The organism is Acidimicrobiales bacterium (assembly GCA_035546775.1).
In the GTDB taxonomy this organism is placed as follows: domain Bacteria; phylum Actinomycetota; class Acidimicrobiia; order Acidimicrobiales; family JACCXE01; genus JACCXE01.
The window spans coordinates 20,101-44,174 of sequence record DASZWD010000060.1; the positions used below are offsets into that span (position 1 = coordinate 20,101).

Here is a 24,074-nt window from a genome sequence, read left to right on the forward strand (position 1 = left end):
AGGGTAGGGGACAAACCCCCAGGATTCAATGGTCAAAGTGGGTCAGATACGACTGAACCGCGACCTGTTCGGCCGCGGCGTGCTCTTGGAGGCCCGACACGATCGCCCGCTCGACACGGCCTCCGACCAGGGGAAAGTGCACTTTGATCTCCGCCTCCGTGCGCCGGATGGTGGTGTCGCCCTGGGCGCTCAGGGCGAACGTGCCCGAACAGCTGAGGCGGCTGGCGTAGTGGTCCGGGACGATGTGCCAGGTGGTGACGTGGGTGGCGCGGTCGAGTTCGGATACTTCGACCCAGGACAGCAAGTGCGGGTCGACCACGGCGGTGACGGCGGAATTGAGGTCCCCGGTGAAGTGGTACCGAACCCGCTGCTGAACCCGATCGCCCTCGGTGCGCTGGTCGAGCAGGTCGGCGCCGCCGACCTTGGGCAGCGTCGCCAGCGTCGCCAGGAGCTCGGGCGAGCAATAGGCGGCTTCCACGGCGGTGAGGGGAGCGGCGAACCGCTGCTCGATGAAGAAGCGCACCTAGGAAGCTTCGTCGCGCGCCGCCGCTTCGGCCAACACCCGCAGCACGTCGGCGCCGTAGCGGTCGATCTTGACCGGGCCGACGCCGGGCACGGCGAGCAGCTCGCGCTCGCTGCGCGGCATGACCTCGGCGAGCGCGGCCAACGTCGTGTCGTGGAAGATGACGTACGCCGGCATGCCGGCGGCGCGCGCCGTCTGCGCCCGCCACGCCTTGAGCGCGCTCAGCACGTCGGCATCCGCGTTGGCCCCGGCCACCCTCGACGTGGCCGCCGTCCGGGCGCGGCGCGCCTTGGACAGCGACGCCAGCCGGTCGCGTTCGGCCGCGATCTTGGCCCGCAGGTCGCTCGGCGCCACGCCCTGGCCGAGCAGAGCGATCGTCATCTCGATCGCTTCGAGATACGGCGACGCCGTGCGCGGGATGGCCTTGGCGCCGAAGCTGCGCCGTTCCGCCCACGTGCAGCGCAGCGCTTCTTGGGCGCGGGTAAGCGCGACGTACAGCAGGCGGCGTTCTTCCGCCTCGGCGGCCGGTGTTGCCGCGTGACCGATGGGCACGAGGCCGCGCTCGAGCCCGGCGATGAACACCACCGGCCACTCGAGGCCCTTGGCGCGGTGGAACGTGACGACCTCGACGGCGTCGCCGGCGGTGTCGGGCGCTTCGGACTTGACCGTGGTGCTGAGCCAGGCGAGGAAGCCGGCGGTGGTGCCGCCCGGTTCGAGGGCGTCGTACTCGGCGGCGAGGCGTACGAGCTCCTCGACGTTGGCGCGCCGCTCATCGGTGCCGTCGCCTTCGGCCAGCAACTCGTCGAGATCGGTGACCGCCGAGCGGATCGGCGTGCCGGCGGGTTGGCGCCGCAGGGTCGCGATGGCGTCGCGCACCTCAGGCTGGTGGAGGAACCCACCGTCGCCGCGTACGCGGTAGGGCACGCCGGCGTCGGCCAGCGCTTCGCAGATCGGGACGGCCTGGGCGTTCGTGCGTACGAGGATCGCGATCGACGACCACGCGCGGCCGGGCGTGTGCGCCTGGCGCGCGGCACGGGCGAGGCCACGCGCTTCGTCGGTGTCGCTCGCGTAGGCCTGCACGATGGGCAGCGGACCGTTGGGGGCATGGGCGATCAGCTCGGCCCCGGCGCGCCCGGCGAACCCGTCGGCGAGCACGGCGTTGGCCGTGGCCAGGATCTGGGGAGACGAACGGAAGTTGTCGGCGAGGGCAACGACCTCGGCGTCGGCATACCGCTCGGTGAAGTTGGTCAGCAGCGTCGGGTCGGCGCCGTTCCAGCTGTAGATCGCCTGGTTCGGGTCGCCCACGACGCACAGGTCGAGGCGGTCGCCCATCCATCCCTGGAGCAGGCGGTGTTGCACCGGATTGACGTCCTGGAACTCGTCGACGAAGAGATGACGGAAGCGCCAGCGCGTAGCGGCGGCGAACGGGGCGTCGTCTTCGAGGACCGTGCCGGCCAGCCACAGCAGGTCGTCGAAGTCGACGAGGCGACGACGCTTCTTCTCGTTCTCGTAGCGCTCGAACAGCGCGGCGAACGCGTCGGCGGCGACGGGTGGCTTGCGACCGGCCCGCGCCGCTTCGACCTCGTAGCGCGCCGGCGATACGCCGCGCGCTTTGGCCCACTCGATCTCGCCGGCGATATCGATCGCCTGGACGGCGGGCCCGAGCCGACGGCCGCCGAGCAGCGGGGCGATGATGCGCACCTTGCGGTCGAGGATCTGCGGTTCGGTCTGCCCTCGCTCGCTCCACCACCGCCGCAACTGACCGAGGGCCAGCGAGTGGAACGTCCCGGCGGCGACGCCGTCGCGCAAGCCGAGGGCCGCCAGCCGGTGACGCAACTCGCCTGCCGCCTTGCGGGTGAAGGTGACGGCCACGGTGTGCTGCGCGTCGGCCGTGTTGGTGAGGACGCGGTAGGCGATCCGGCGGGTGAGCACGCGGGTCTTGCCTGACCCGGCGCCGGCCAGGATGCACAGGGGCTGCGCGTCGGACGTGACCGCGGCGGCCTGTGCCGGCGTCAGACCTTCGAGCAGACGTTCGACTCCCACCCCTCGCAACGTACCGAGAGGGTGTGACGCGTTCGCGGATGCTCGGCGATGCTTAACCTGACGCGATTGTGCGCAAAGTTCTCATCTTGGTCGCGTCGGTGGCGTTGCTCGGCGGAGCCTGCAAGAGCGGCGGTGGCGACACCGCGTCGACGACAACCATCGCCGAGGCCGCCACGACGACGACGGCCGCGTCGGGAGAGGCAATGCAGGCCAAGGCGCTCGCCGCCGCGGACCTGCCTCCCGGCTACAACCGCGTCAGCCTCGACGTCGACAAGAACGACACCACGCCGATGGGGTGCGCCGCCATCGACAACGTCGACGAGCAATTCCAGAAGTCGATCGTGCACTCGGTCGAGGCGTCGTTCCAGAACGGCGACGACACCACGACGACGCAGTTCGTCGACGAGCAGGTCACCTCGCTGGGGTCGGCCGACGTCGCCAAGAACTACTTCGACGCCGAATCCGCCGGCATCTCGGCGTGCACGACCTTTAGCCACTCCGACACCGACGGCACGCGCACGTCAGGTGAGATCGCAACGTACGCGTTCCCGAAGATCGCCGACGGTTCGGTCGCGGCCGCGCTGAGCGGAACCGTCACCAATCCCGACGGGTCGTCGGCGACGCTCGGTGGCCCGATCGTGATGGTGCGCAAGGGCGCGTTCATCGTGCAGCTGACCTTCCTCCACCTCGGCAACGCGCCCGGGCTCACGGGCAACGACGTGATCAACGTCGCCCAGAAGGCCGCCGACAAGGTCTAACCCGCGGTCAGAACTCCCCGTCGATGTCGATGGCGAGGACGGTGGCGAACTCGTCGATCTCGCCCTCGGGCACGAACACCGTGATCTCTCCCGTCGGATCGGGCAAGAACGATTGCATGATTTCGGTATGGCGCTTGAACTTGAGCGCGGCGCCGGTGCCGAGCGCGGTCACGGCCTTCACCCGCTTGACCGGGATGCCGCGCACGGTGACGGACTCGTAGGGCTTGGCGATGGCGATGGCGTAGATCCGCCCGTCGCGGCGCGTCGAGGGCCCGTAGAACTGCCACGGCTCGAGACCGGGCGTGACCCCGACGACGGCTTCGCGGTGCTTGGCCATCCAGCGGGTGACGGCGTCGAGACGCTCGATCTGCACGTCGGGGATCGACCCGTCGCCCATCGGTGACACGTTCAACAGGAAGTTGCCGCCCTTGCTCACGATCTCGCAGAGCGTGTGGATGATCTGGGTCGACGACTTGTAGTTGGTGTCGGTCGGGACCCACCCCCACGAGTCGTTCATCGTCATGCACGTTTCCCACGGGCCGGGGAGCGGCTGGGCCGGCACGAACTGTTCCGGCGTGGTGAAGTCGGCGACGCCGTAGAGGCGGTCGTTGATGACGATGTTGGGCTGGAACCCGCGGATGAGTTGCTCGAGTTCCTTCGGCTCCCACCACGGCAGCGGGCGCTCCCAGCCACCGTCGAACCACAACTCGTCGATCTGGCCGTAGTGGGTGAGCAACTCGGTCAGCTGAGCCTTCAGGTAGGCGCGGAACTTCTCGGCGTCCTCCTCGCTCGGCAGGGGCGGCGACGAGCCCAGGACGTAGGGCTTGTGCTCTTCGGCGAAGGCCGGGTACGTCGGCTCGTGCCAGTCGCACAGCGAGAAATAGAAGCCGACGCGCAGACCCTCGGCGCGCAACGCGTCAGCCAGCGGACCGACGATGTCCTTGCCGTAGGGCGAATGCATGATCGACCAGTCGGTGGTCGCGGTATCCCACATCACATAACCGGAGTGGTGCTTCGTCGTGAACACGAGGTAGGTCGCACCGGCCTCCTTGACACGGCGGGCGAAGGCGACGGGGTCCCAGTTCACCGGGTCGAAGGTGGCGGCGCTGGCGTGGTACTGCGCGACGGGCACGTCCCAGCTGCTGGGCAGCACCGAGATGCCACCGGTCAACGGCCACGAGGTTTCGAGCCCCTGCTGGCTGGCGTGGTCCCAGTGCACGAACACGCCAAAGCCTGCTCCGATGAACCAATCGTCGAGCCCCTGCGAACGAAATCCGTCAGTCACGGCGCTGGAACGTAGTTTGAGGGCGCTGTGCTGAGCACTTTCGCCGAGGGGCGAATCTTTGGGGACACTTACGGCCGGGGGGACATCGCCCGGGTTGTGGCGCTGCACGGGTGGGGACGCACCCACGCCGACTTCGACGCCGTGCTGGCCGGTTGTGACGCCATCGCCCTCGACCTTCCCGGCTTCGGCGCGACCCCGCCGCCGCCCACCGCGTGGGGTTCGCCCGAGTACGCGGCCCTCGTGGCCGAGGTCCTGCGGGCCCTGCCCGAGCCACCGGTGGTGGTGGGTCACAGCCTCGGCGGCCGCATCGGCGTGCACGTGGCCGCGGCGTATCCCGAACTCCTGCGCGGCCTGGTACTGACGGGCGCCCCGATCATCCGCGTCGGCGCCGCGGCCAAGCCGAAGAGTGGGTATCGCATCGTGCGATGGCTCCACCAACGCGGCGTGATCTCCGACGCGCGCATGGAAGCGGCGCGGCAGAAATACGGCTCGGCCGACTACGCCAACGCGTCACCCGAAATGCGCGCCACCTTCGTGAAGCTCGTGGCCGAGAACTACGACGACGCCATCGCCGCTATCCGCTGCCCGCTCCGACTCGTGTGGGGTGACGACGACACCGCCGCGCCGCTCGCCGTCGCCGAGCAGCTGGCGCAGCGCACCGGAGCGCCGCTCACCGTCGTGCCCGGCGCCGGCCATATGACGCCGCTGACGGCCACCGACGCCCTGCGCGTCGCGATCAAGGACCTTTGCGCGTGATCGTGGTCGTTGTCGCGCTGCAACTGCTCACCCTGCTCGACGCGTTGCGCTGGCTGCGCGTCGCCCAGCGCGAGCACTACCTCGCCGGTTCGGTCACGCGCTTCGCCGTCCGCTGGTTCCGCGTCGGCGTCGGCCTGCCGTTCTTCGGGCGCACGTCGAAGCTGGTGTGGACGCGCCGCCTGCGCGTGCTGGCGGCGCTCACGGTGGTCATCGACGTCGGGGTGCTCGCCGCCCTTGCCGCGCTGGCGCCGCTGTGGCTGGCGTCGTTGCTCACCCTGGTGCTGCTGCCGGCGACGGTCGACGGCGCGCTGCTGGTGGCCACGCCGATCGAAGAGCGCGCCCTCAGGCCGTTCCTCACGCAGGCCGCCGACAAGCTGAAGACGATCGCGCCGACGATCGTCGGGATTACCGGCAGCTACGGCAAGACGTCGACCAAGGTCGTGCTCGCCCACCTCGTGAACGGCACGAAGTCGGTGGCCGCGAGTCCGGCAAGCTTCAACAACCGCGCCGGCCTCGCCCGGGCCGTCAACGAAGGCCTCAGCCCCGGCACCGACGTGTTCGTCGCCGAGATGGGCACGTACGGCCCGGGGGAGATCGCCGCGCTGTGCGCGTGGTGCCCGCCGACGATTTCGATGATCACCGCCATTGGGCCCGTCCACCTCGAACGCTTCGGGTCCGAGGACGTCACCCTGACCGCCAAGTCCGAGATTCTGGAGACGGCGAGCACCGTCATCCTCAACGAGGACGACGAGCGGCTGGCCAAACTGGCCGACTCCATCGCCGCGGAAGGCAAGAAGCGCTTGTTGCGAGCGTCGGCCACCCGCGTCGACGCGGATGTGGCCGTGCTCGCCGACGACGACGGCGCGCGCGTGTACGAGAACGGCGCGCTGGCCGGCCGCGTGGCGCAGTTGCCGACGGCGCCGACCAACGTCGCCTGTGCCATCGCGGCGGCGCGGGCGCTCGGCGTGCCGATGGCCGACATCGTGACGCGCCTCGACTCGGCGCCGGTGGCGTCGCATCGCCTCGAAACCGCGACGGCGCCCTCGGGCGCGGTGGTGCTCGACGACACGTTCAACTCCAATCCGGCGGGCGCGCGGCGGGCGCTGGCGCGGCTGGCGTCGTCGGGCTCGCCCGGCGGCCGCAAAGTGTTGATCACGCCGGGCATGATCGAGCTCGGCCCCCGGCAGTTCGAGGAGAACGCGAAGTTCGCCACCGACGCGGCCGCCGTGGCGTCGATCGTGGGCGTCGTCGGCCACACCAATCGCAAGGCGCTGCTCAAAGGGCTCGCAGGTACCAACGTCGAGGTGAAGAAATTCCGCACGCGCGAGAAAGCGGCGGCGTGGGTACGCAGCAACCTGACCGCCGGCGACGCCGTGCTCTACGAGAACGACGTGCCCGACATCTATAGGTAGGCTCGCTCCCTGTGGCTGAGGCGTTGGTTCTTTTCGGCGGCCCATCTCCCGAACACGACGTGAGCGTGCACACCGGCTTGCAGGCGGCGCGCACGCTGGGCACGAGCGAGTCGCTCTACTGGACCCGCGCCGGCGACTTCGTGATCGTCGACTCGTCGCTCGAAGGCAAGGACTTCGCCGACGGCGTGCCCCGCGGCGCCAAGCCGGCGCGCATCGCCGTCGGCGGGGGCATCAGCGCGAAGGGTGGTCTCGGTCGCGAGAAGAGCTACGACGCCGTCGTCGTCAACTGCTGTCACGGCGGCCCGGGCGAAGACGGAACGATCCAGGCGACGCTCGATCTTGCAGGGGTGCGCTACACCGGCCCGTCGGTCGAGGGCGCGGCACTCGGCATGGACAAGCTCGCCTTCGGTGCGGTGTGTGCTGCTGCCGGGATCCCCGTGCTGCCCCGCGTGGCGCTGACCGATGTGACCAAAGCGGAGTTCGACGGTCCGTACATCGTGAAGCCGCGCTTTGGCGGCTCCTCGATCGGCATCGACGTGGTCGACACGGTGGACACGGCGCGTGCCCGACTCGGTGCCAACCCGCACCTGGCGCGCGGCGCAGTCATCGAGCCGTACCGTCCCCAGTCCGTCGACTTGAACGTGGCGGTTCGGCTGCACCCCGAGTTGCAACTCAGCGCGGTCGAAAAGCCCACGCGTGCGGGCGGCGACATCTACTCCTACAAGGAGAAGTACGTCGGCGGTGAAGGCATGGCCACCGCGCCGCGGGAGCTGCCGGCGCAGCTGCCCTCCCACGTCGAAGACAAGCTGCGGGCCTACGCACGCGAGGCCGCGACGCTGGCCAACGTGCGCGGCGTCGCCCGCATCGACTTCCTGCTCGACGGCGACGCGCTCTATCTCAACGAGATCAACACCATTCCGGGTTCGCTGTCGTGGTTCCTGTGGGTCGACCCGGTGGTGCCGTTCAAGCAACTCCTCGACGACATGATCGCCGAGGCCGCGGCGCGCCCGACGGCGCAGTACTCCGCCGCCGGCGCCGACGGGTCGGTCCTGCGCAACAGCGCCTCCATCGCGTCGAAGCTGGCATAGTGGCCTGCGTGTCGGTCGACGTATCCCCGGCGCGCTTCGCCACCCTCGTCGGCGACGCCCTCGACTCGATCCCCGAAGACATCGCTTCGAAGATGGACAACATCGCCGTCGTCGTCGACGACTTCGCGCCGCCCGGACGGCTGCTCGGCCTCTACGAAGGCGTGCCGCTGACGCAGCGGGCCAATTACGGCGCCGGCGGCGTGGGGGCCGGCATGGTGATGCCTGACCGCGTCACGATTTTTCGCCGCTCGATCTGCGCTATTTGTGAGACCGACGAACAAGTCGTCGACCAAGTGCGCGTCACCGTCATCCACGAAGTCGGGCATCACTTCGGTCTCAGCGACGCCCGCCTGCACGAACTCGGCTGGGCGTAAGCCGCCGCCGATGGCGCGCTTTTCGCTCGCGGCGATCGGGGCCGATCGACCCGGCATCGTCGCCGCCGTCACCGGCGTGCTCGTCACCCGCGACTGCAATATCGAGGACACCGCGATGGCGATCCTCGGTGGCCACTTCAGCATGATGCTCGTCGTGTCCGGCCCACCCGAACTCGACGCCGCCACGCTCGAGGCGGCGCTGGCGCCGGTCGCCGCCGATCTTCACCTGGTCACGATGGTGCGCACGATCGACGCGGTGAGCGTGGTGTCGGCTCCGGGGGAGTTGTGGACCGTCAACGTGCACGGCGCCGATCACCCCGGCATCGTCAACGGCATCGCGCAGGCGCTCGCCGACCTCGGTGTGAACGTCGTCGACCTCGCCACCCGCGTGGTTCCCGGCGACGGGGGACCGGCCTACGTGATGCTCCTCGACGTGTCGTTGCCCGAAGGCGTCGATGGCGCCACGTTGCAGCAGCGGCTCGACACGGTCGCGGCGCAGCTCGGCGTGACCTGCCGCGCCCACGAATCCGCAGCTGACATCCTCTGACGCGGTGGCCGTTCGCCCCGTCGTCGGACTTCCGGATCCTGTATTGGCGACGCCGACGCCTCCCGTCGTCGCGTTCGACGACGCCCTCGGCGAGCTGATCGTCGACCTGCTCGACACGATGCGGGCATCGCCGGGCTGCGTGGGTCTGGCCGCACCCCAGATCGGCGTCAGCGCGCGCGTCGCGGTCATCGACCTGCGCGGGCACAAGAAGGCTCCGGTGAACCACGGCGAGCTGGTGCTGGTCAATCCCATAATCGAGTCGCGGTCCGACGGCGACATTGCACGCGAAGGGTGCATGAGCGTCCCCGACTTCACCGCCGACGTCGCCCGCGCCAGTGCACTCGTGGTGGCGTGGCAGGACGCCACCGGGGCGTCGTTCCGCGACGAGTTCCGCGGCTTCGAGGCGCGGGCGGTGCAACACGAGCTCGACCATCTCGACGGCCTGCTCTTCCTCGACCGCGTCGCCGGTCGCGCGGCCGTCTTCCGCCGCAAGGTTTACAAGTAGCGTTCCGGTCCCATGGCCTTTCCGGAGAAGCTGCTGAACGAGGGTGAGGAAGTCGTCATCGACGTGCACCCCCATTGGTGGATCTTCGCGGGCGTCGTGACCCGGCTGGTGCTGGCGATCGCCGTCGCGATCTTCATCGTCGTGCAGTTCGACGGGAAGACGGTCAACTACATCGGCATCGCCCTCATCCTGTTGGCCGTGTTGAACCTGCTCGTGGTCTACATCCGCTGGCGGTCCACCGACTTCGTCCTCACCACCGACCGCCTCGTGACGCGCCGCGGCGTGTTCAGTCGTGATTCACGCGAGATCCCGCTTGACCGGATCATGGACCTGTCGTGTCACCAGTCGTTGTTCGAGCGCGTCATCGGCGCCGGCGACCTCATGATCGAATCCGGCGGCGAGCGCGGCCAAGAAGTGTTCTCCGACTTCGGCAACCCGTTCGAACTCCAGAACGCCGTGCACCGCACCATCGAGGCGAGACACCAGTGACCCAACCGATCCGCATCGGCATGGTGTGCCCGTACAGCCTCACCATCCCGGGCGGCGTGCAGATGCAGGTGGTGGCGCTGGCGCGGGCGCTGCGCGACCAGGGCCACGTGGTGCGCATCCTCGCGCCCTGTGACGGGCCGCCGCCGGAACCCGACGTGACGGCCCTCGGCGCGTCCATCCCGTTCGCCACCAACGGTTCGGTGGCGCCGATCGCACCGGACCCATCGGCCGCGGTGCGCACGATTCGGGCGCTGCGTAGCGAGCAGTTCGACGTGGTGCACGTGCACGAGCCGCTCGTGCCGGGCCCGTCGCTCACCGCGGTGCTGTTCTGCGACACGCCGATGGTGGGCACGTTCCATCGCGCCGGCGCCAGTCGCGCGTACACCTTCCTGTCGCCGATCACGCGGCGCTTCGGCAAGCGGCTGACTCGGCGCGTCGCGGTATCGCAGGACGCGTTGCGCACCGCCCGCGACGGCGTCGGTGGTGAGTTCACCGTCTTGTTCAACGGCATCGACGTCGAGCGTTTCTCGACCGCCGAACCGTGGCCGACGACGGGCCCGACGGTGCTGTTCTTCGGCCGCCACGAACCGCGCAAGGGCCTGCGCTGTCTGCTCGAGGCCGCCGCGGCGCTACCCGACGACGTGACGCTGTGGATCGTGGGGCAAGGCCCCGAGACCGACGCGCTCAAGCAGCAGTACGCCAACGACACCCGCCTGCACTGGCTTGGTCGCGTCGACGACGAGGAACTGGCGCGCCGCCTCGCCGGTGCCGACGTGTTCTGCGCGCCGTCGCTGTTCGGAGAAAGCTTCGGTGTCGTGCTGCTCGAGGCGATGGCGGCCGGCACCGCCATCGTCGCCAGCGACCTACCGGGCTATCGCGCCGTGGCCCGTCCCGACGAAGACGCCGTGCTGGTGGCGCCCGAAGACATCGACGGGCTGGCCAAAGCGCTCAACGAACTCCTCGACGACCCGGCGCGTCGCGCCGAGCTGGTGGCCTCGGGTCGGGTACGCGCCGAGGACTTTGCCATGCCCAAGCTCGCATCGGCCTATGTCGAGATCTACCGCTCGATGCTGTAGCGATTCGCAAGATTTTTTCGGGCCACGAGTTATCAATGAATCCGCTTTGCCCAGGGAGGCCTTTTTCGTGCCCAAGCCAATGGAACAGCTCAAGCGACTTCGCCTGGGCCCGCTCGACTTCGTAGCGGCGCCGAAGGGCCGCGCTCGCAAGCTGTTCGACAACCGCCTCCTCAGTGGCAAACCCGATCAAACACCCATCGTCCAGCAGCCGCGCGTGACGCGTGAGGAACTCGAGCAGCTGGCGAAAAGCTCACCGGAAGCGGCGGCGATCGTCGATCAGATCGGCGGGCACATGTGGTATCACACGCTCGATTTGGGTCACGGGGTGCGCACACCGGGGTTCGCCGACCACCGTGCCCAGATGCCGCTCTACAAATTGCCGGAGGACATGTCGGGCATGCGCTGCCTCGACATCGCGACCTTCGACGGATTCTTCGCCTTCGAGTTCGAGCGCCGCGGCGCCACCGACGTCGTCGGCATCGACCTTCCGAAGAAGATCGACATCGACTGCCCCCGCCTCATGCTGCGCGACCCCGAAGGCTTCGGGCTCACCGGTTCGGGTGGCGACGGTTTCAAGACGGCCCAGCGGATCCTCGGCTCCAAGGTGCAGCGCGTCGAGCGCAGCGTTTACGACCTCGATCCGAAGGTCGACGGGATGTTCGACTTCGTGTTCATCTCCGACGTGCTCCTCCACCTGCGTGACCCGCAACTCGCCATCGAGCGCGCCTACTCGGTGTGCCGCGGCGAACTCGTGATCGCCGATGTGTACTCACCCGAGCTCGACGCGCTCGGCGACGTACCCGCCGCGCAGTTCCTCGCGCCGGGCGAGGTGTGGTGGTACATGAACGTCGCCTGTCTGCGTCAGATGATGGTCGTCGCCGGCTTCGAGCCCGTCGTAGAAGTGAACCGGTTCGTGCTCGACGCCATCGGCGGCAACCGACTGCACAAGGTCGTCCTGCGCGGCACGCGCGCCGAGAACCCGTCGTGGTACGTGAAGGAACTCGCCAACCGCGTCGGCTCGAACGAACGCAAACGCCAGGCGCGCACGGTCTGACCCCGGACGCGCCGCAGCCCCTGGGGTGGTCAAAACCCAGGGGCTGCGGAGGTTGCTCGAGCCGACGGGGATCGGCTCAGGTGTTACTTGGTGTTGCTACTAAGCCCGGTGCGCCAAGACGAAGCGGCGAGAGGCGACAGCGGCGATGACCAGAGCCATGCCGAGGAGCGCCATCTGGGCGTTGCCGCCGGTACGGGGCAGGGACCCGTTCGTCGTGGCAACCGGGGTGGTGAAGCTGGCGCCGGAAGTAACGCTCGCCAGCTTGATCGAGGCGCCACCGGCGAGGGCGTTGACCGCCGTGCCGAGGAGGCCGTTGAGGGTGGTCATCGCCGTGTCGACGACGGGCAGGGTGCCGCCGAGGCCCGTGAGGACCGAACCGATGCCGGCGGTGCCGGCCTGACCGAGCAGACCGTTGACGATCGAGGTCAGGTTGAGCGGCGGGACGATCGACGCCGAGAGGGCGCTGACGCCGGCGAGGGACTTGACGTAGCCGCCGTCCTTGGTGACGCCGGTGGCCGCATCCTTCTGGAACATCGAGACGTGCACGAGGCTGGCCAGGTCAGGGCTGATGGCGCCGAGCACGCTCGACAGCGTGCTGTTGACCGTGTTCACGACGCTGTTGACCTGGGCGAGGGTCGAGCCGAGGTCGAGGCCGGGCAGCGTCAGGCCGCCGACGTTGATCGAGCCGATCTTGGCGACGATGTCGGCCACCGAGTCGTTGACCGACTCGCCGGCCTTGGTGTTCGCACCGACTTCCACGCCGCCGAGCTTCAGCAGCGAGACGTTGTCGAGGGCCTTGAGCGCCGTGTTCAGCACCTGGCTGACGAGCGCCTGCACCTGGTCGATGGTCTGGTTGACGAGAGCCACGGCGTCGCCGACCGTCGGCACCGGCAGGTTGAGCCCGCCGAGGATGCTGCCGACCGTGCTGTCGAGCGTCTGGGTAACGGTGCTCGTCGCAGTGGTGAGCTGCGTCTGGAGGGCGTCGAGGGTGCTGTTCAGTTCGTCGACGAAGCTGTTCAGCGTCAGGGAAGTCGGGACGCCCGCCACCGGCACGCCGAGGGTGGAGAGGATGGAGCTCACGGCACCGAGGGGGAGCGCGGTCAGCGGGATGCCGAGACCGTTGAGCAGAGCGCCGAGGTCGAGCACGTTGATCGTGCCGGCCTTGATGGAACGGCTGCCGTCAGCGTCGCTGGTGGCGGCGGTCGTGCCGAGCGTCGACTCGAGGCCCGCGGCCTTGATCAGGCCACCCACGAGGGTCAGGTTGCCGAGCGTGGACGTGAGACCCGACTTGGCGACGCCACCGTCGAGGCTTGACGTGAGGCTGGCCGGCTGCAGGACGCCACCGAGGATCGAGACCGGCAGGCTGATGCTGCCGATGCTGCTGAGGTTCAGGCCGGGGCCGGCGACGCTGGGCTGACCGCCCGGGGTGCGGGACTCGACGACCGGCAGGCTGATGTTGTTCAGCGGCGCCGGCAGCACGCTCGAGGTGATCGAAAGGGCGTTGAGCCGGCTGAAGGCCTCGGGGGCCGCGACCGACGGGTCGATGGTCGAACGCGCGTCGTCGGCGAGGACCTTCAGGTTGAGCAACGAGCCGTTCGAGCCCAGCGCGACGTTGAGCAGCGAGCTCGACGCAGCGGAGGTTCCGACGCCAGGCGTTGCGGCGTGGGCCGGACTGACCAGGGTGGCAGCACCGGCGAGGGACAAAGCGGTGGCAGTGGCAGCCACTCGTGCGAATCGCATGGGTATGGGATCTCCCCAGAAGTTGTGGATGGACGGGGTGTGTCCCAAGCAATGTGCCGAAGCGAGGAGTGGCTAACCATCGTCCCTCCGGACCATTTCCCACGCGCGTTTTGCCTAGCCAAAACTGACTAGTCACGACCCTGTTTGTGCAGGTCGCGGCATTTGCCGACCAGCTTTGGCCGATTCGCGGATTGCCGCGTGGCCGTCGCCGTAGTCACTCCGCCGAGCCCTACACTGCGCGACATGGGTCTCGTCATCGTCATCGTCGTGGTGGTTCTCATCATCGGCTTCATCGTGATGGGCATGTACAACCGTCTCGTCCGGCTGCGGAATCGCATCGAGAACGCGTGGTCGCAGATCGACGTGCAGTTGCAGCGCCGCCACGACTTGATTCCGAACCTCGTGGAAACCGTGAAGGGCTACGCCGCCCACGAGAAGAGCGTGCTCGAGGGCGTCACCCAGGCGCGCGCCAACGCCATCAGCGCCCAGGGCCCCGCCGACAAGGCGGCGGCCGAGAACGTGCTGAGTGGTGCGCTCAAGTCGCTCTTCGCCGTCTCGGAGGCCTATCCCGACCTCAAGGCAAATCAGAACTTCCTCAGTCTGCAGGAGGAGTTGACGGCCTCCGAGGACAAGGTTGCCTACGCGCGGCAGTTCTACAACGACACCGTCCGGTCGTATAACACGTCGATCCAGTCGTTCCCCTCGAACGTCATCGCCAAGCAGTTCGGTTTCACCGCCCGCGAGTACTTCGAGGCCGGCGACGAGTCGCGCGGCCCGGTGCAGGTCAAGTTCTAGAACCCCTTGTACGACCAAGTCGCGTCGAACAAACGGCGCTCCGTCATCCTGATCGGCGCCTTCGTGGTGCTGGTGTTCCTCGTCGCCTGGGCATTCAACGAACTGCTCGGCTACGGCGTGGCCGGTCTGCTGGCTGCGCTCGTGATCGCGCTGGTGAGTTCGGTGGCGGCGTACTGGAAGTCCGACGCCGTGGCGTTGGCGATGAGTCACGCCAAGCCCGCTGACCCCACGGAGTACGCCCGCCTGCACAACCTTGTCGAAGGGTTGTGCATCGCTGCCGGTCTACCCAAGCCCCGCGTCTATGTGATCGACGACCCGGCGCCGAATGCGTTCGCGACCGGGCGCAACCCGCAGCACGCGGCAGTGGCGGTGACAACCGGATTGCTCGACAAGATGAACCGGGTCGAACTCGAAGGGGTGCTCGCCCACGAACTCAGCCACGTCAAGAACTACGACATCTTGGTGTCGACGCTCGCCGTCACCATGGTGGGCATCGTGGCGCTGCTGTCGGACTGGGGGCTGCGGGCGATCTTCTGGGGCGGCGGGCGCCGGCGCGACGACGACAACATGGGCCCGCAGGCCATCTTCGCCATCCTCGGGTTCGTGCTCCTGATCTTCACCCCGATTGCGGCGCAGTTGATGCAGTTCGCCGTCTCGCGGCGGCGTGAATCGCTGGCCGATGTTTCAGGCGTGGCGCTAACGCGGTATCCCCCCGGTCTCATCTCCGCGCTGGAAAAGCTCAAGGAGGACCAGACCGTCGTGCACTCTGGTTCGCGCGCCACTGCGCATCTGTGGATCGAGGCGCCCGTCGCCCGCCGTCAAGAAGAAGGCCGCCTGGCGTGGCTGGGCCGCCTCTTCGACACGCACCCGCCGCTCGAGGAGCGCATCGAAGCGCTGCGCGAACTGTGAGACGCGTCGTCGTGGCGGCCGTCGTGGCCGCCGCCCTGCTTGCCGCGTGCGGGTCGAAGGGCTCCGACAAATCGTCGACCACGACGCGCAAGGCGGCGACGTCGACGACCGCGGCGGCGGCGTCGGCCGACGTCGCGCCGCTGACGGGTCTGCCGGCCGACGCGGCGACGCGCAACCGCCCCGCGCTGATCGTCAAGATCGACAACTACGCCGCCAAGTCGTATCCGCAATCAGGCATCGGCTCGGCCGACATCGTCGTGTGCGAAGGCGTCGAAGGCGGTATCACCCGCCTGATGGCGATCTTCCAGTCGAAGGACGCCGCCACGATCGGGCCGATCCGCTCGGCGCGCTCGACGGACCTGCACATCGCCGAAGCGATCGGGAAGCCGCTGTTCGCCTACTCGGGCACCAACGGCGACTTCCAGTCGCTCATCGACCGGGCGCCGGTGATCGACCTGCACCCCGACAAGCTGCCGACGGCGTATCACCGCGACGGCTCGCGCCCGGCGCCGTACAACCTGTTCTCGAGCACGCACGTGTTCTACGAAGCCGCGGCGGCGAAGGACGCGACCGCGGCGAAGCCGCTGTTCCATTTCGCCGCTGCCGGCACCACGGCGGAGGGCAGCGCCGTCGCCAAGCTCGACCTGCACTGGAAGATGCCCGACCGGGCGACGAGTACCAGCGTCGAGTGGACCTGGCCGGGGGGTGCGCCGCACCGCGTGCAGGAGGGTCAGGCGACGACCGACGCCAACGGCGCCGCCATCGCCCCGCGCAACATCGTGGTGATGTTCGTGCAGTATCCCGACACCGGCGAGCGCGACCGGTCCAATTCGATCGTGCCCGAAGCGACCCTCACGGGTGGGGGCGAGGCCTGGGTCATCCGCGACGGGAAACTCACGAAAGGCACCTGGGCCAAGCCCGCCGATGCGTCGCCGATCGAACTCAAGGACGCCGGCGGCAAGGCGATCGACCTGCTGCCCGGCCAGACCTGGGTCGAGCTGCCCGCGCCAGGTAACGCGTCCGTTGGTTAGTCGCCGCCTGATGGCGGCGATCGCACTGCTGTTGGTGGCGACCGCATGTTCAGGCAAGAAGTCGTCGTTCAGCGAGACGGGCAACGGCGAACTGGCGCCGACGATCCCTTCCACGTCGACGACCGTCGACACCGAGGCGTCGCCGTTGACCGGCGCGCTCGTCAGCCCGTCGGTCGCACGCCGGCCGGCGGTGATCGTCAAGGTCGACAACTCGCCCCAGGCGCGCCCCCAGATCGGCCTCAACGACGCGGATGTGATCTACGAAGAACGCGTCGAAGGCTCCGTCGTCCGCTTCTTGTCGGTGTTCCAGTCGAAGGACGCGACCGTCGTCGGGCCGGTCCGTTCGGTGCGGTCGACGGACGCGGCGGTGGTGGCGCCGATCGGCGGCGTATTCGCGTTCAGCGGCGGCATCACGCCGTTCATCAACAAGGTGAAGGCGACGGGCGTGCTGACCGTCACCGAAAGCGACGACCCGAGCGTCGGTGTCTACAAGCGCGCCGGCAAGGTGCGGCCGTATGCGACTTACGCGAACACGACGAAGCTGCGGGCCCAGCTCAAGCCCGGCGTCGCCCCGCCGCCACCGCTGTTCGCCCGCGTGCGCCCTGGGACGTCGTTCGGCCAGGCCAATCCCTCCGCGCAGCCGATCACCGGCCTGCGGGTCGTGTTCGGTTCGCTGACGACGGCGGACTGGACGTGGGACGCGTCGAAGCAGCTGTGGCTGCGCTCGACCAACGGGACGGTGCACGTCCTCGAAGACCACTCGCGCCTGTCGACGAGCTGCATCATCCTCGAGACCGTCCCGTACCAGCCGACGCCGTACACCGACCGCGCCAACTTCGGCGTCGACGAGGCGGTCATTACCGGGACGGGCAAGGCCCAAGTTGCCTGCGACGGCGCCGTCGTGCAGGCGCGCTGGTCGAAGCCCACGCAGAAGGCGGTCACGACCTACGTCGACACGGCCACCGGGTCGCCCATCCTGCTGCCCGTGGGCCGCGTGTGGGTCTCGCTGGTGCCCACCAACGGCGTAATAACGATGAAATCGGCGACGGCGACGACCACTACGCTGGGGAAGCGATGAGCGAGAAATCTGTCGGAACCGACCGCGTCAAGCGGGGCCTCGCCGAGATGCTCCGCGGCGGCGTCATCATGGACGTCGTCGACGCCGAGCAGGCCAAGATCGCCGAGGATGCCGGCGCAGTATCGGTCATGGCGCTCGAGCGCGTGCCCGCCGACATCCGCCGCGACGGCGGCGTCGCCCGCATGAGCGACCCGGCGCTGATCGAAGGCATCAAGGCGGCCGTCACGATTCCCGTCATGGCCAAGGCGCGCATCGGCCACTTCGCCGAGGCGCAAGTGCTCCAGGCGCTCGGCGTCGACTTCATCGACGAATCTGAGGTGCTCACCCCGGCCGACGAGGCGCACCACATCGACAAGTGGGGCTTCGACGTGCCCTTCGTGTGCGGCGCCACCAACCTGGGCGAGGCCCTGCGGCGCATCAGCGAGGGCGCGGCGATGATCCGCTCGAAGGGCGAGGCGGGCACCGGTGATGTCGTCCACGCCGTGCGTCACCTGCGCAAGATCACCCAGGACATCCGCGCCATCGGCACTGCCGACGCGGCCGAGCGGTACCGCTGGGCCAAGGAGTTGCAGGCGCCGATCGATCTGGTCGAAGAGATCGCGACGATCGGCAAGCTGCCGGTCCCGATGTTCTGCGCCGGCGGCATCGCCACCCCTGCCGACGCCGCGCTCGTCATGCAGCTCGGCGCCGAAGCCGTGTTCGTCGGCTCGGGCATCTTCAAGAGCGACGACCCGGCGCGGCGCGCCGCCGCCATCGTCGAGGCGACCACGCACTACCTCGACGCCGACGTGGTGGCCAAGGTGTCGCGCGGCCTCGGCGAGGCGATGCGCGGCATCGACGCGGCGTCGGTCGAGACGCCGCTCGCCGACCGCGGGTGGTAGGGCCGGTGCCTCCAGGTGTTGGTCGGCATCCTGGCCGTGCAGGGCGCGGTCCAGAACCACGCTGACGCGTTCGCGCGCCTCGGCGTCGACACCGTCGCCGTAAAGCAACCGCACCACCTCGAAGGCGTCGACGCGCTCGTGTTGCCGGGCGGCGAGTCGACGACCATGTCGATGCTGCTCGAGCGCAGCCTCCTTTTCGACCCCGTCGCCAAGCTGCTCGAGGACCGGACGCCGGCGCTGGGCACGTGTGCGGGGATGATCCTGCTGGCGAGCGACGTCCTCGACGGGCGCGCCGACCAACGCAGCTTCGGCGCCATCGACGTCGGGGTGCGGCGCAACGCGTGGGGGCGCCAGGTCGACAGCTTCGAGACGGACGTGGCTGTGTTGGGGATGGACAACCCGTTCCACGCGGTGTTCATCCGTGCACCGCGCGTGGAGCGCGTCGGCGACGACGTCGAAGTCCTCGCCGCCATCGACAACGAGCCGGTGCTGTGCCGTTCAGGCTCGGTTCTCGTCTCCAGCTTTCACCCGGAGCTTTCCGGCGACGTTCGCATTCACCAGTTGTTCTTGGAAGGATTTGTGTCGTGAGTGGACATTCAAAGTGGGCGACCATCAAGCACAAGAAGGGCGCGGCCGACGCGGCGCGGGCGAAGCAGTTCGCCAAGCTGCTGCGCCAGGTCGAAGTCGCGGCGCGCGAAGGCGGCGGCGACCCGACGATGAACGCGTCGCTGCGCGCCGCGATCCAAAAGGCGCGCGACAGCTCCGTCCCCATGGACAACATCGAGCGCGCCACGAAGCGCGGCGCCGGTGAGACCGAAGGCGTGCGCTACGAGTCGGTGATGTACGAGGGGTACTCAGCCGGCGGTGTGGCCATGCTCGTCGACGCGCTCACCGACAACCGCAACCGCACCGGCGCCGAAGTGCGCTCGATCTTCTCGAAGAACGGCGGCGCCATGGCCGAGCCCGGCGCGGTGTCGTGGCAGTTCGAGCGCAAAGGCGTGATCATGGTGCCGGCCTCGGTCGGCGAGGAGCAGCTGATGGAGGTCGCCCTCGAAGCCGGCGCCGAGGACATCGCGGAGCAAGGCGACGTGTTCCAGGTCACGTGCGCGCCCGCGGATCTGTCCGCGCTGCGCACCGCGCTCGAGGAAGCCGGCATCGCCATCGACTCGGCGGAGACGACGATGCTGCCGCAGAACTCCGTCCCGGTCACGGAAGAGAACGTGGCCAAGCAGGTCCTGCGCATGATGGACGCGCTCGAAGACAACGACGACGTCCAGAACGTCTACGCCAACTTCGACATCTCCGACGAGTTATTTACAACAGTGTTGGCGTAGACGTACCATGGGCCAATGGCCCTAGCTGTCAGAGACGGCGCCGTGGGCGCTGGTCGCGCCGCCATCTACGCCCGCATCTCCAAGGACGAAGCGGGCGACGCGCTCGGCGTGGAACGGCAAGTCAAGTTGTGCCGCGACCTCGCTCGTTCGCACGGACTCCACGTTGCCGCTGACGACGTGCTCGTTGATAACGACATGTCGGCGTACGCGAAGCGACGTCGTCCGCAGTTTGAGCGGCTCGTCGACATGCTCGACAACCGCGAGGTGGACGCCGTCGTCGTATACCACTCCGACCGGCTTTACCGGCGCACGCGAGACCTTGAGCGCCTCGTCGACGTGATCGAGGGCGGCAATACAACTGTGCACACCGTCGCCGCGGGTCTTGTAGACCTGTCAACAGCGTCCGGCCGCATGGTCGCACGCATGTTGGGCGCGGCGGCCCAACATGAGAGCGAACGAATGGGCGAACGCATCCAAGCGAAAATGGACGAACTGGCGGCGAAGGGCACACCACCCTCAGGGCCGCCGCCGTACGGGTACGCGCCAGGTTATGTGGTCGACGAATCCGAGCGCGACGTGCTGCAACTCATGGCCCGCCGCGTGCTTGAGGGCGCGTCGCTGCTGCGCGTCGCCCGCGAACTCGACGCCGCGGGCATTAAGCCGCGCAAGGCCGCCAAGTGGAACTCGACCTCGATTCGTACCGCGTTGCTGAACCCGGCGGTTATCGCGCAACGCATCCATCGGCGCGAGGTCGCGGGGCCGGGAACATGGGAGCCGGTGCTCGACCGTGACACCTACGAGAAGCTGCGCGCCGTGCTCGCCGACCCGTCGCGTAAGCACACCCGCCCCGCTCGCAAGTATCTCTTGGCGGGCCTCGTGTTCACGCCCGAGGGCGACCAAATGAACGGCCGCATGGACCGTGGCGCTGGCGACGACCCGCGGGGTAACGCGCGCAACCGACCGACCTACGCGACGCGCACCGTTCGCCCGGGCGCCGGGCGTGGCGCGCCGGGTGTTCGGCGTGGACCCGCGCAGGCGGTTGACGCGGCGAAACTTGAGACCCACGTCATCGAGGCGCTGTTCGCGGCGCTCGACGGCACCGTGCTTGCCGACGCCTCGACGACCGACGCGTCCGTCAGTGGTGACGTGGAGCGAATCGAACGCGACCTAGCGGAACTCGCGGCCCTGCGCGGTCGCGGCGAGATCACGCTCGCCGAATGGATGGCGGCGCGCAAGCCATTGATGGAACGGCGAGACGCGGCGCTCGCCGCGGTGGCAACGGTACGCAGTCGTCCCGCGCGCGTCGACGCGTTGTTGCGCAACCCGAAAAAACTGCGCAAGGAGTGGTCGACGTTGCCGCTGGAGGTCCAACGCGAGGTTGTCACGGCGTTCATTGACCGCATCATCGTCGAGCGCGCAACGAACGCGCGGCACACGTCGATCGAAGATCGCGTGCCCGTCGACAACATTCGTTGGCGCGCTTAGCCGCGAAGACGATGTTGTCACCGCAGGGGCGTTGGCGTTTGACAAGTTAAAGCTTTATACGTCGAACCCATTGACGCCCCGTTAATCCTCGTGTTCGATGCCTCCAACGGCATCGCTTGGCGACCGTTGTACGCCCGGCCCAAGGTCGGTGTGACCCCGTATGCAATCCCCATTCCTGCTGACGCGCGCAAGGAAACGCGAATTTGGGCAACCCAACTAAAGACGAAATCATTGGCGACGACGGCGACCTTTCCAAGCGCGAAGTCGCGCGCTTGTGCCGCATCGCGATTAGCACCGTAGACGCGCTGATCGCGAACGGCGCCCTCGACGCGTATCGCGCCGGGCGCGTGTGGCGAGTGCGCCGTGAGAGCCTCGATGCGTTGCGGGCGGGCACGAAATGACCGCCGAGGAACGCAGGCGCGCCGTCATCGAATCCCGCCGCCGCCAAGGACTCCCTACCCCGCCGACTGACCGGCGCGCGCTCGTAGTTCTGGAACGCGCGTTGTCGTCGTCGCGACGAACGCAGGACGAGGTGACTTAGTGGCGCGCGCGATCGAGGCCATTTCGGCGTTGCACCGGGAGTACGGCGGCGACGAGCAAGCCCTCGGCGCGTTGGCGCGCGGGTTGGTGCACGACCTCACGGGGCGTATCGCCGATGCCCTCGACGACGCGCTGCTCGACCTCGACGTGCTCGCACAACCTGAGGTCATTGCGTGACGGCCGACCGGGTTTTTGCCGACGAGGCGATCTTCCTTGCGTCGCTCGGTTGGTCGGTGTTCCCCTTGTGCTACCGCGGCAAGGCGCCGTTGACGGCGCACGGACACCGCGATGGCACCACCGACCTCGCACTTGTGGCGCGGTGGGCGCGGAAGTATCCCCGCGCCAACATCGGTGCGCGCGTTGTCGACCATCTCGTGGTGCTGGACGTCGACCCGCGTAACGGCGGCGATGAATCGCTCGCCGCGCTCGGCACATTGCCGTCGACGTTGACGTCGGTCACCGGCGCGGGCGGGCGTCACTTGTTCTTTCGTCGCCCGCTCGGCGAGTTGATGAACGGCGCGCACAAGCTCGGGCCGGGCGTCGACGTGAAAGTCGGTGGGCGTGGCTACGTCGTGCTGCCGCCGTCGGTGCATCCGAACGGGCAGCGCTACGAATGGATGCGCCCGCTCGCCGAAGTTGCGGCGTTGCCCGCGCATGTTGTCGAGCTGTTGCGGCCACCCGTCATTGAGGCGCGGCCGATGCGTCACCACGACGCATCGGCCGCGCCGCGGCCGGGCGACGTGTTCAACGCTACGACGTCGTGGTCGGACGTTTTGGAGCCGCACGGCTGGCGCTTTGTTGGCCAGCGCGGCGACCTTGGCTATTGGTGCCGACCGGGCAAGCGCGCCGGAGTTTCGGCGACGACCAACGCCCTTGGCACGGACCGGCTGCACGTGTTCACGTCGTCGGCGCCGCCGTTGCTGGCGGACACGAGCTACGACCGCTTCGGCGCCTTCGCTGCGTTGCACTACGGCGGCGACCTCACAGCGGCGGCGCGTGCGTTGCGGGCGGTGGTCACATGACCCACGTCGACGTACACGACACCATCGACGCGCTTGCGGCGAGCATCGACCTTGGCGAAGCGGCCGCGGGCGGCTGGCCGACGCTCGGCGATGCGGCGCTGCACGGCATCTTTGGCGACATTGTGCGCACGTTGGAGCCGCACACCGAGGCCGACCGGGCCGCGCTGCTTGTTGACGCGCTCGTCGAGTTCGGGAACGCCGTGGGCGCGGGACCGCACGCGGTCGCCGATGGCGCGAAACACCCGGCCCGGCTGTACGCGGTGACCGTCGGCGCCACTTCGCGCGGCCGCAAAGGCACCGCCCACCGGCAAATCTCGCGCCTGTTCGCCGAGGCCGATCAGGTGTGGAGCAAGACGCGCGTGATGGGGGGCCTCTCCACGGGCGAGGGTCTCATCGCCGCCGTGCGCGACCCGATGAGTGAGGACGACAAGAGCGCGCCCACCGACAAGCGGTTGCTTGCCGTCGAGCCCGAGTTCGCACGAACGTTGACAGCGGCGGCGCGCGACGGCAACACGGTGTCGGCCGTGCTCCGCGACGCGTTCGACACGGGCGACATCGGCGTGATGACGAAGAAAGACCCGATGCACGCCGCTGGCGCGCACATCTCAGTCCTGGCCCACATCACCGTCGAGGAACTGCGCCGCAAGCTGAGCGACACCGAGGTTGCCAACGGCTTTGCCAACCGGTTCTTGGTCATCCTCGCGAGGCGGTCCAAGTTGTTGCCCGAGGGCGGCGCGTTGCCGCCCGCTGAGTTTGATCGCTTGGTTCGCTTAGTTCGCCGGGCGTTGGGGGAGGCGCGCAAGATCGGCACGCTGACGCGGGACGACGACGCCAAGGCGTTGTGGGCTTCGATCTATACCGACCTTGCCGAGCAGGTCGACGACGGTCTCGTCGGTGCAATCACGGCAAGAGCCGAAGCGTTGTTGTTGCGTCTGTCAGTGATTTACGCCATTGCTGACGGCACCAACCAGATCACCACGACGCACGTGCGTGCTGCTCACGCGGTGTGGAGCTACGCCGAAGCATCGGCCCGTTTCATTTGGGGCGACGTCACGGGCGACCCGATCGCCGACACTCTCATGACGGCCGTCACGAAGGCTGGCCCCGCCGGGCTTACCGGCAAAGAACAAAGCGCGTTGTTCAGTGGTCACAAGGACGCCAAGACTCTCGACCGCACCCGCTCGCGCCTCATCACCGAGGGCAAGGTCATCGCGGTTTCGTCACCAACCCGCGGCCGACCGATCGACGTCATCTTCGCTCCCGCATACGCGGAACAAGCGAACAAAGCGAAGCAAGGCGAGTGGCGCCAGTGATCTACCCCGGCGAACAAAGCGAATCATGCGAAGTAA

General features: G+C 68.4%; 26 protein-coding genes. 22 read left to right on the top strand and 4 right to left on the bottom strand.

Translation table 11 applies throughout. The annotated features are described in order from the left end of the window. Positions 1-25: 25 nt before the first annotated feature. Both VHC63_15140 and VHC63_15145 read right to left on the bottom strand, forming a co-directional pair. Positions 26-523 (bottom strand): DUF2505 family protein, encoded by a 498-nt coding sequence (locus tag VHC63_15140; GenBank protein HVV37943.1) that lies wholly within the window; start codon positions 521-523, stop codon positions 26-28. Beyond that, the gene (locus VHC63_15145; GenBank protein ID HVV37944.1) at positions 524-2,566 is read right to left on the bottom strand and encodes an ATP-dependent DNA helicase UvrD2; all 2,043 of its coding nucleotides are present in this window, start codon (positions 2,564-2,566) and stop codon (positions 524-526) included. It abuts the gene before it with no gap. Positions 2,567-2,634: 68 nt separating this feature from the next. On the opposite strand from VHC63_15145, the gene VHC63_15150 reads away from it, so the two are divergent. Continuing rightward, on the top strand, positions 2,635-3,324 hold the full coding sequence (locus VHC63_15150) for a hypothetical protein (protein ID HVV37945.1): 690 nt from the start codon (positions 2,635-2,637) through the stop codon (positions 3,322-3,324). 7 nt (positions 3,325-3,331) lie between these two features. Here VHC63_15150 and VHC63_15155 read toward each other — a convergent pair whose 3' ends face one another. Further along, positions 3,332-4,609: an alpha-L-fucosidase gene (locus VHC63_15155; GenBank protein HVV37946.1), complete on the bottom strand. Its 1,278-nt coding sequence runs from the start codon at positions 4,607-4,609 to the stop codon at positions 3,332-3,334. Positions 4,610-4,705: 96 nt separating this feature from the next. Here VHC63_15155 and VHC63_15160 point away from each other — a divergent pair, with 96 nt between their 5' ends. The 9 genes from VHC63_15160 to VHC63_15200 all read left to right on the top strand — a co-directional run bounded on the left by VHC63_15160 (position 4,706) and on the right by VHC63_15200 (position 11,910). After that, entirely contained in the window at positions 4,706-5,365 is a 660-nt protein-coding gene (locus VHC63_15160) for an alpha/beta fold hydrolase (GenBank protein HVV37947.1), read from the top strand. Next, positions 5,362-6,777: a Mur ligase family protein gene (locus tag VHC63_15165; protein HVV37948.1), complete on the top strand. Its 1,416-nt coding sequence runs from the start codon at positions 5,362-5,364 to the stop codon at positions 6,775-6,777. Before VHC63_15160 ends, VHC63_15165 begins: the two co-directional genes overlap by 4 nt. An 11-nt stretch (positions 6,778-6,788) precedes the next feature. Next, the gene (locus tag VHC63_15170; protein ID HVV37949.1) at positions 6,789-7,865 is read left to right on the top strand and encodes a hypothetical protein; all 1,077 of its coding nucleotides are present in this window, start codon (positions 6,789-6,791) and stop codon (positions 7,863-7,865) included. A gap of 8 nt (positions 7,866-7,873) precedes the next feature. After that, positions 7,874-8,239: a metallopeptidase family protein gene (locus tag VHC63_15175; protein ID HVV37950.1), complete on the top strand. Its 366-nt coding sequence runs from the start codon at positions 7,874-7,876 to the stop codon at positions 8,237-8,239. 10 nt (positions 8,240-8,249) lie between these two features. Continuing rightward, entirely contained in the window at positions 8,250-8,786 is a 537-nt protein-coding gene (locus VHC63_15180; GenBank protein ID HVV37951.1) for an ACT domain-containing protein, read from the top strand. A gap of 4 nt (positions 8,787-8,790) precedes the next feature. Then, complete coding sequence (gene def / locus VHC63_15185) at positions 8,791-9,291, top strand: peptide deformylase (GenBank protein ID HVV37952.1); 501 nt, start codon at positions 8,791-8,793, stop codon at positions 9,289-9,291. Positions 9,292-9,303: 12 nt separating this feature from the next. Next, the gene (locus VHC63_15190) at positions 9,304-9,780 is read left to right on the top strand and encodes a PH domain-containing protein (GenBank protein ID HVV37953.1); all 477 of its coding nucleotides are present in this window, start codon (positions 9,304-9,306) and stop codon (positions 9,778-9,780) included. Next, positions 9,777-10,856 (top strand): glycosyltransferase family 4 protein, encoded by a 1,080-nt coding sequence (locus VHC63_15195; protein HVV37954.1) that lies wholly within the window; start codon positions 9,777-9,779, stop codon positions 10,854-10,856. Before VHC63_15190 ends, VHC63_15195 begins: the two co-directional genes overlap by 4 nt. Positions 10,857-10,935: 79 nt before the next feature. Further along, the gene (locus VHC63_15200) at positions 10,936-11,910 is read left to right on the top strand and encodes a class I SAM-dependent methyltransferase (GenBank protein ID HVV37955.1); all 975 of its coding nucleotides are present in this window, start codon (positions 10,936-10,938) and stop codon (positions 11,908-11,910) included. A 99-nt stretch (positions 11,911-12,009) separates the two neighbouring features. Here the strand turns inward: VHC63_15200 and VHC63_15205 are convergent, their stop codons facing one another. After that, positions 12,010-13,635 (bottom strand): hypothetical protein, encoded by a 1,626-nt coding sequence (locus VHC63_15205; GenBank protein HVV37956.1) that lies wholly within the window; start codon positions 13,633-13,635, stop codon positions 12,010-12,012. 258 nt (positions 13,636-13,893) lie between these two features. Between VHC63_15205 and VHC63_15210 the strand changes: the two genes are divergently transcribed. The 12 genes from VHC63_15210 to VHC63_15265 all read left to right on the top strand — a co-directional run bounded on the left by VHC63_15210 (position 13,894) and on the right by VHC63_15265 (position 24,038). Further along, positions 13,894-14,445, top strand: coding sequence for a LemA family protein (locus VHC63_15210; protein ID HVV37957.1), 552 nt, complete (start codon positions 13,894-13,896; stop codon positions 14,443-14,445). 6 nt (positions 14,446-14,451) lie between these two features. Next, on the top strand, positions 14,452-15,354 hold the full coding sequence (locus VHC63_15215) for a M48 family metalloprotease (protein HVV37958.1): 903 nt from the start codon (positions 14,452-14,454) through the stop codon (positions 15,352-15,354). After that, entirely contained in the window at positions 15,351-16,385 is a 1,035-nt protein-coding gene (locus VHC63_15220) for a DUF3048 domain-containing protein (protein HVV37959.1), read from the top strand. Before VHC63_15215 ends, VHC63_15220 begins: the two co-directional genes overlap by 4 nt. A 10-nt stretch (positions 16,386-16,395) precedes the next feature. After that, on the top strand, positions 16,396-17,463 hold the full coding sequence (locus VHC63_15225; protein ID HVV37960.1) for a DUF3048 domain-containing protein: 1,068 nt from the start codon (positions 16,396-16,398) through the stop codon (positions 17,461-17,463). Then, positions 17,460-18,344, top strand: coding sequence for a pyridoxal 5'-phosphate synthase lyase subunit PdxS (gene pdxS, locus VHC63_15230; GenBank protein ID HVV37961.1), 885 nt, complete (start codon positions 17,460-17,462; stop codon positions 18,342-18,344). The genes VHC63_15225 and pdxS overlap by 4 nt, the downstream gene beginning before the upstream one ends. Positions 18,345-18,359: 15 nt before the next feature. Further along, positions 18,360-18,932 carry a pyridoxal 5'-phosphate synthase glutaminase subunit PdxT gene (pdxT, locus tag VHC63_15235; protein ID HVV37962.1) on the top strand — a complete coding sequence of 191 codons (573 nt, stop codon included), beginning with the start codon at positions 18,360-18,362 and terminating at the stop codon, positions 18,930-18,932. Beyond that, positions 18,929-19,678: a YebC/PmpR family DNA-binding transcriptional regulator gene (locus tag VHC63_15240; GenBank protein HVV37963.1), complete on the top strand. Its 750-nt coding sequence runs from the start codon at positions 18,929-18,931 to the stop codon at positions 19,676-19,678. The genes pdxT and VHC63_15240 overlap by 4 nt, the downstream gene beginning before the upstream one ends. 15 nt (positions 19,679-19,693) lie before the next feature. After that, positions 19,694-21,163, top strand: coding sequence for a recombinase family protein (locus VHC63_15245; GenBank protein ID HVV37964.1), 1,470 nt, complete (start codon positions 19,694-19,696; stop codon positions 21,161-21,163). Between the two features lie 203 nt (positions 21,164-21,366). Beyond that, entirely contained in the window at positions 21,367-21,564 is a 198-nt protein-coding gene (locus tag VHC63_15250) for a helix-turn-helix domain-containing protein (protein HVV37965.1), read from the top strand. A gap of 139 nt (positions 21,565-21,703) precedes the next feature. After that, a complete protein-coding gene (locus VHC63_15255) occupies positions 21,704-21,880 on the top strand; it encodes a hypothetical protein (protein HVV37966.1) in 177 nt (58 codons plus the stop codon). After that, complete coding sequence (locus tag VHC63_15260) at positions 21,877-22,725, top strand: bifunctional DNA primase/polymerase (protein HVV37967.1); 849 nt, start codon at positions 21,877-21,879, stop codon at positions 22,723-22,725. The genes VHC63_15255 and VHC63_15260 overlap by 4 nt, the downstream gene beginning before the upstream one ends. Further along, positions 22,722-24,038: a hypothetical protein gene (locus tag VHC63_15265; protein HVV37968.1), complete on the top strand. Its 1,317-nt coding sequence runs from the start codon at positions 22,722-22,724 to the stop codon at positions 24,036-24,038. The genes VHC63_15260 and VHC63_15265 overlap by 4 nt, the downstream gene beginning before the upstream one ends. The last annotated feature ends 36 nt before the right edge of the window (positions 24,039-24,074 follow it).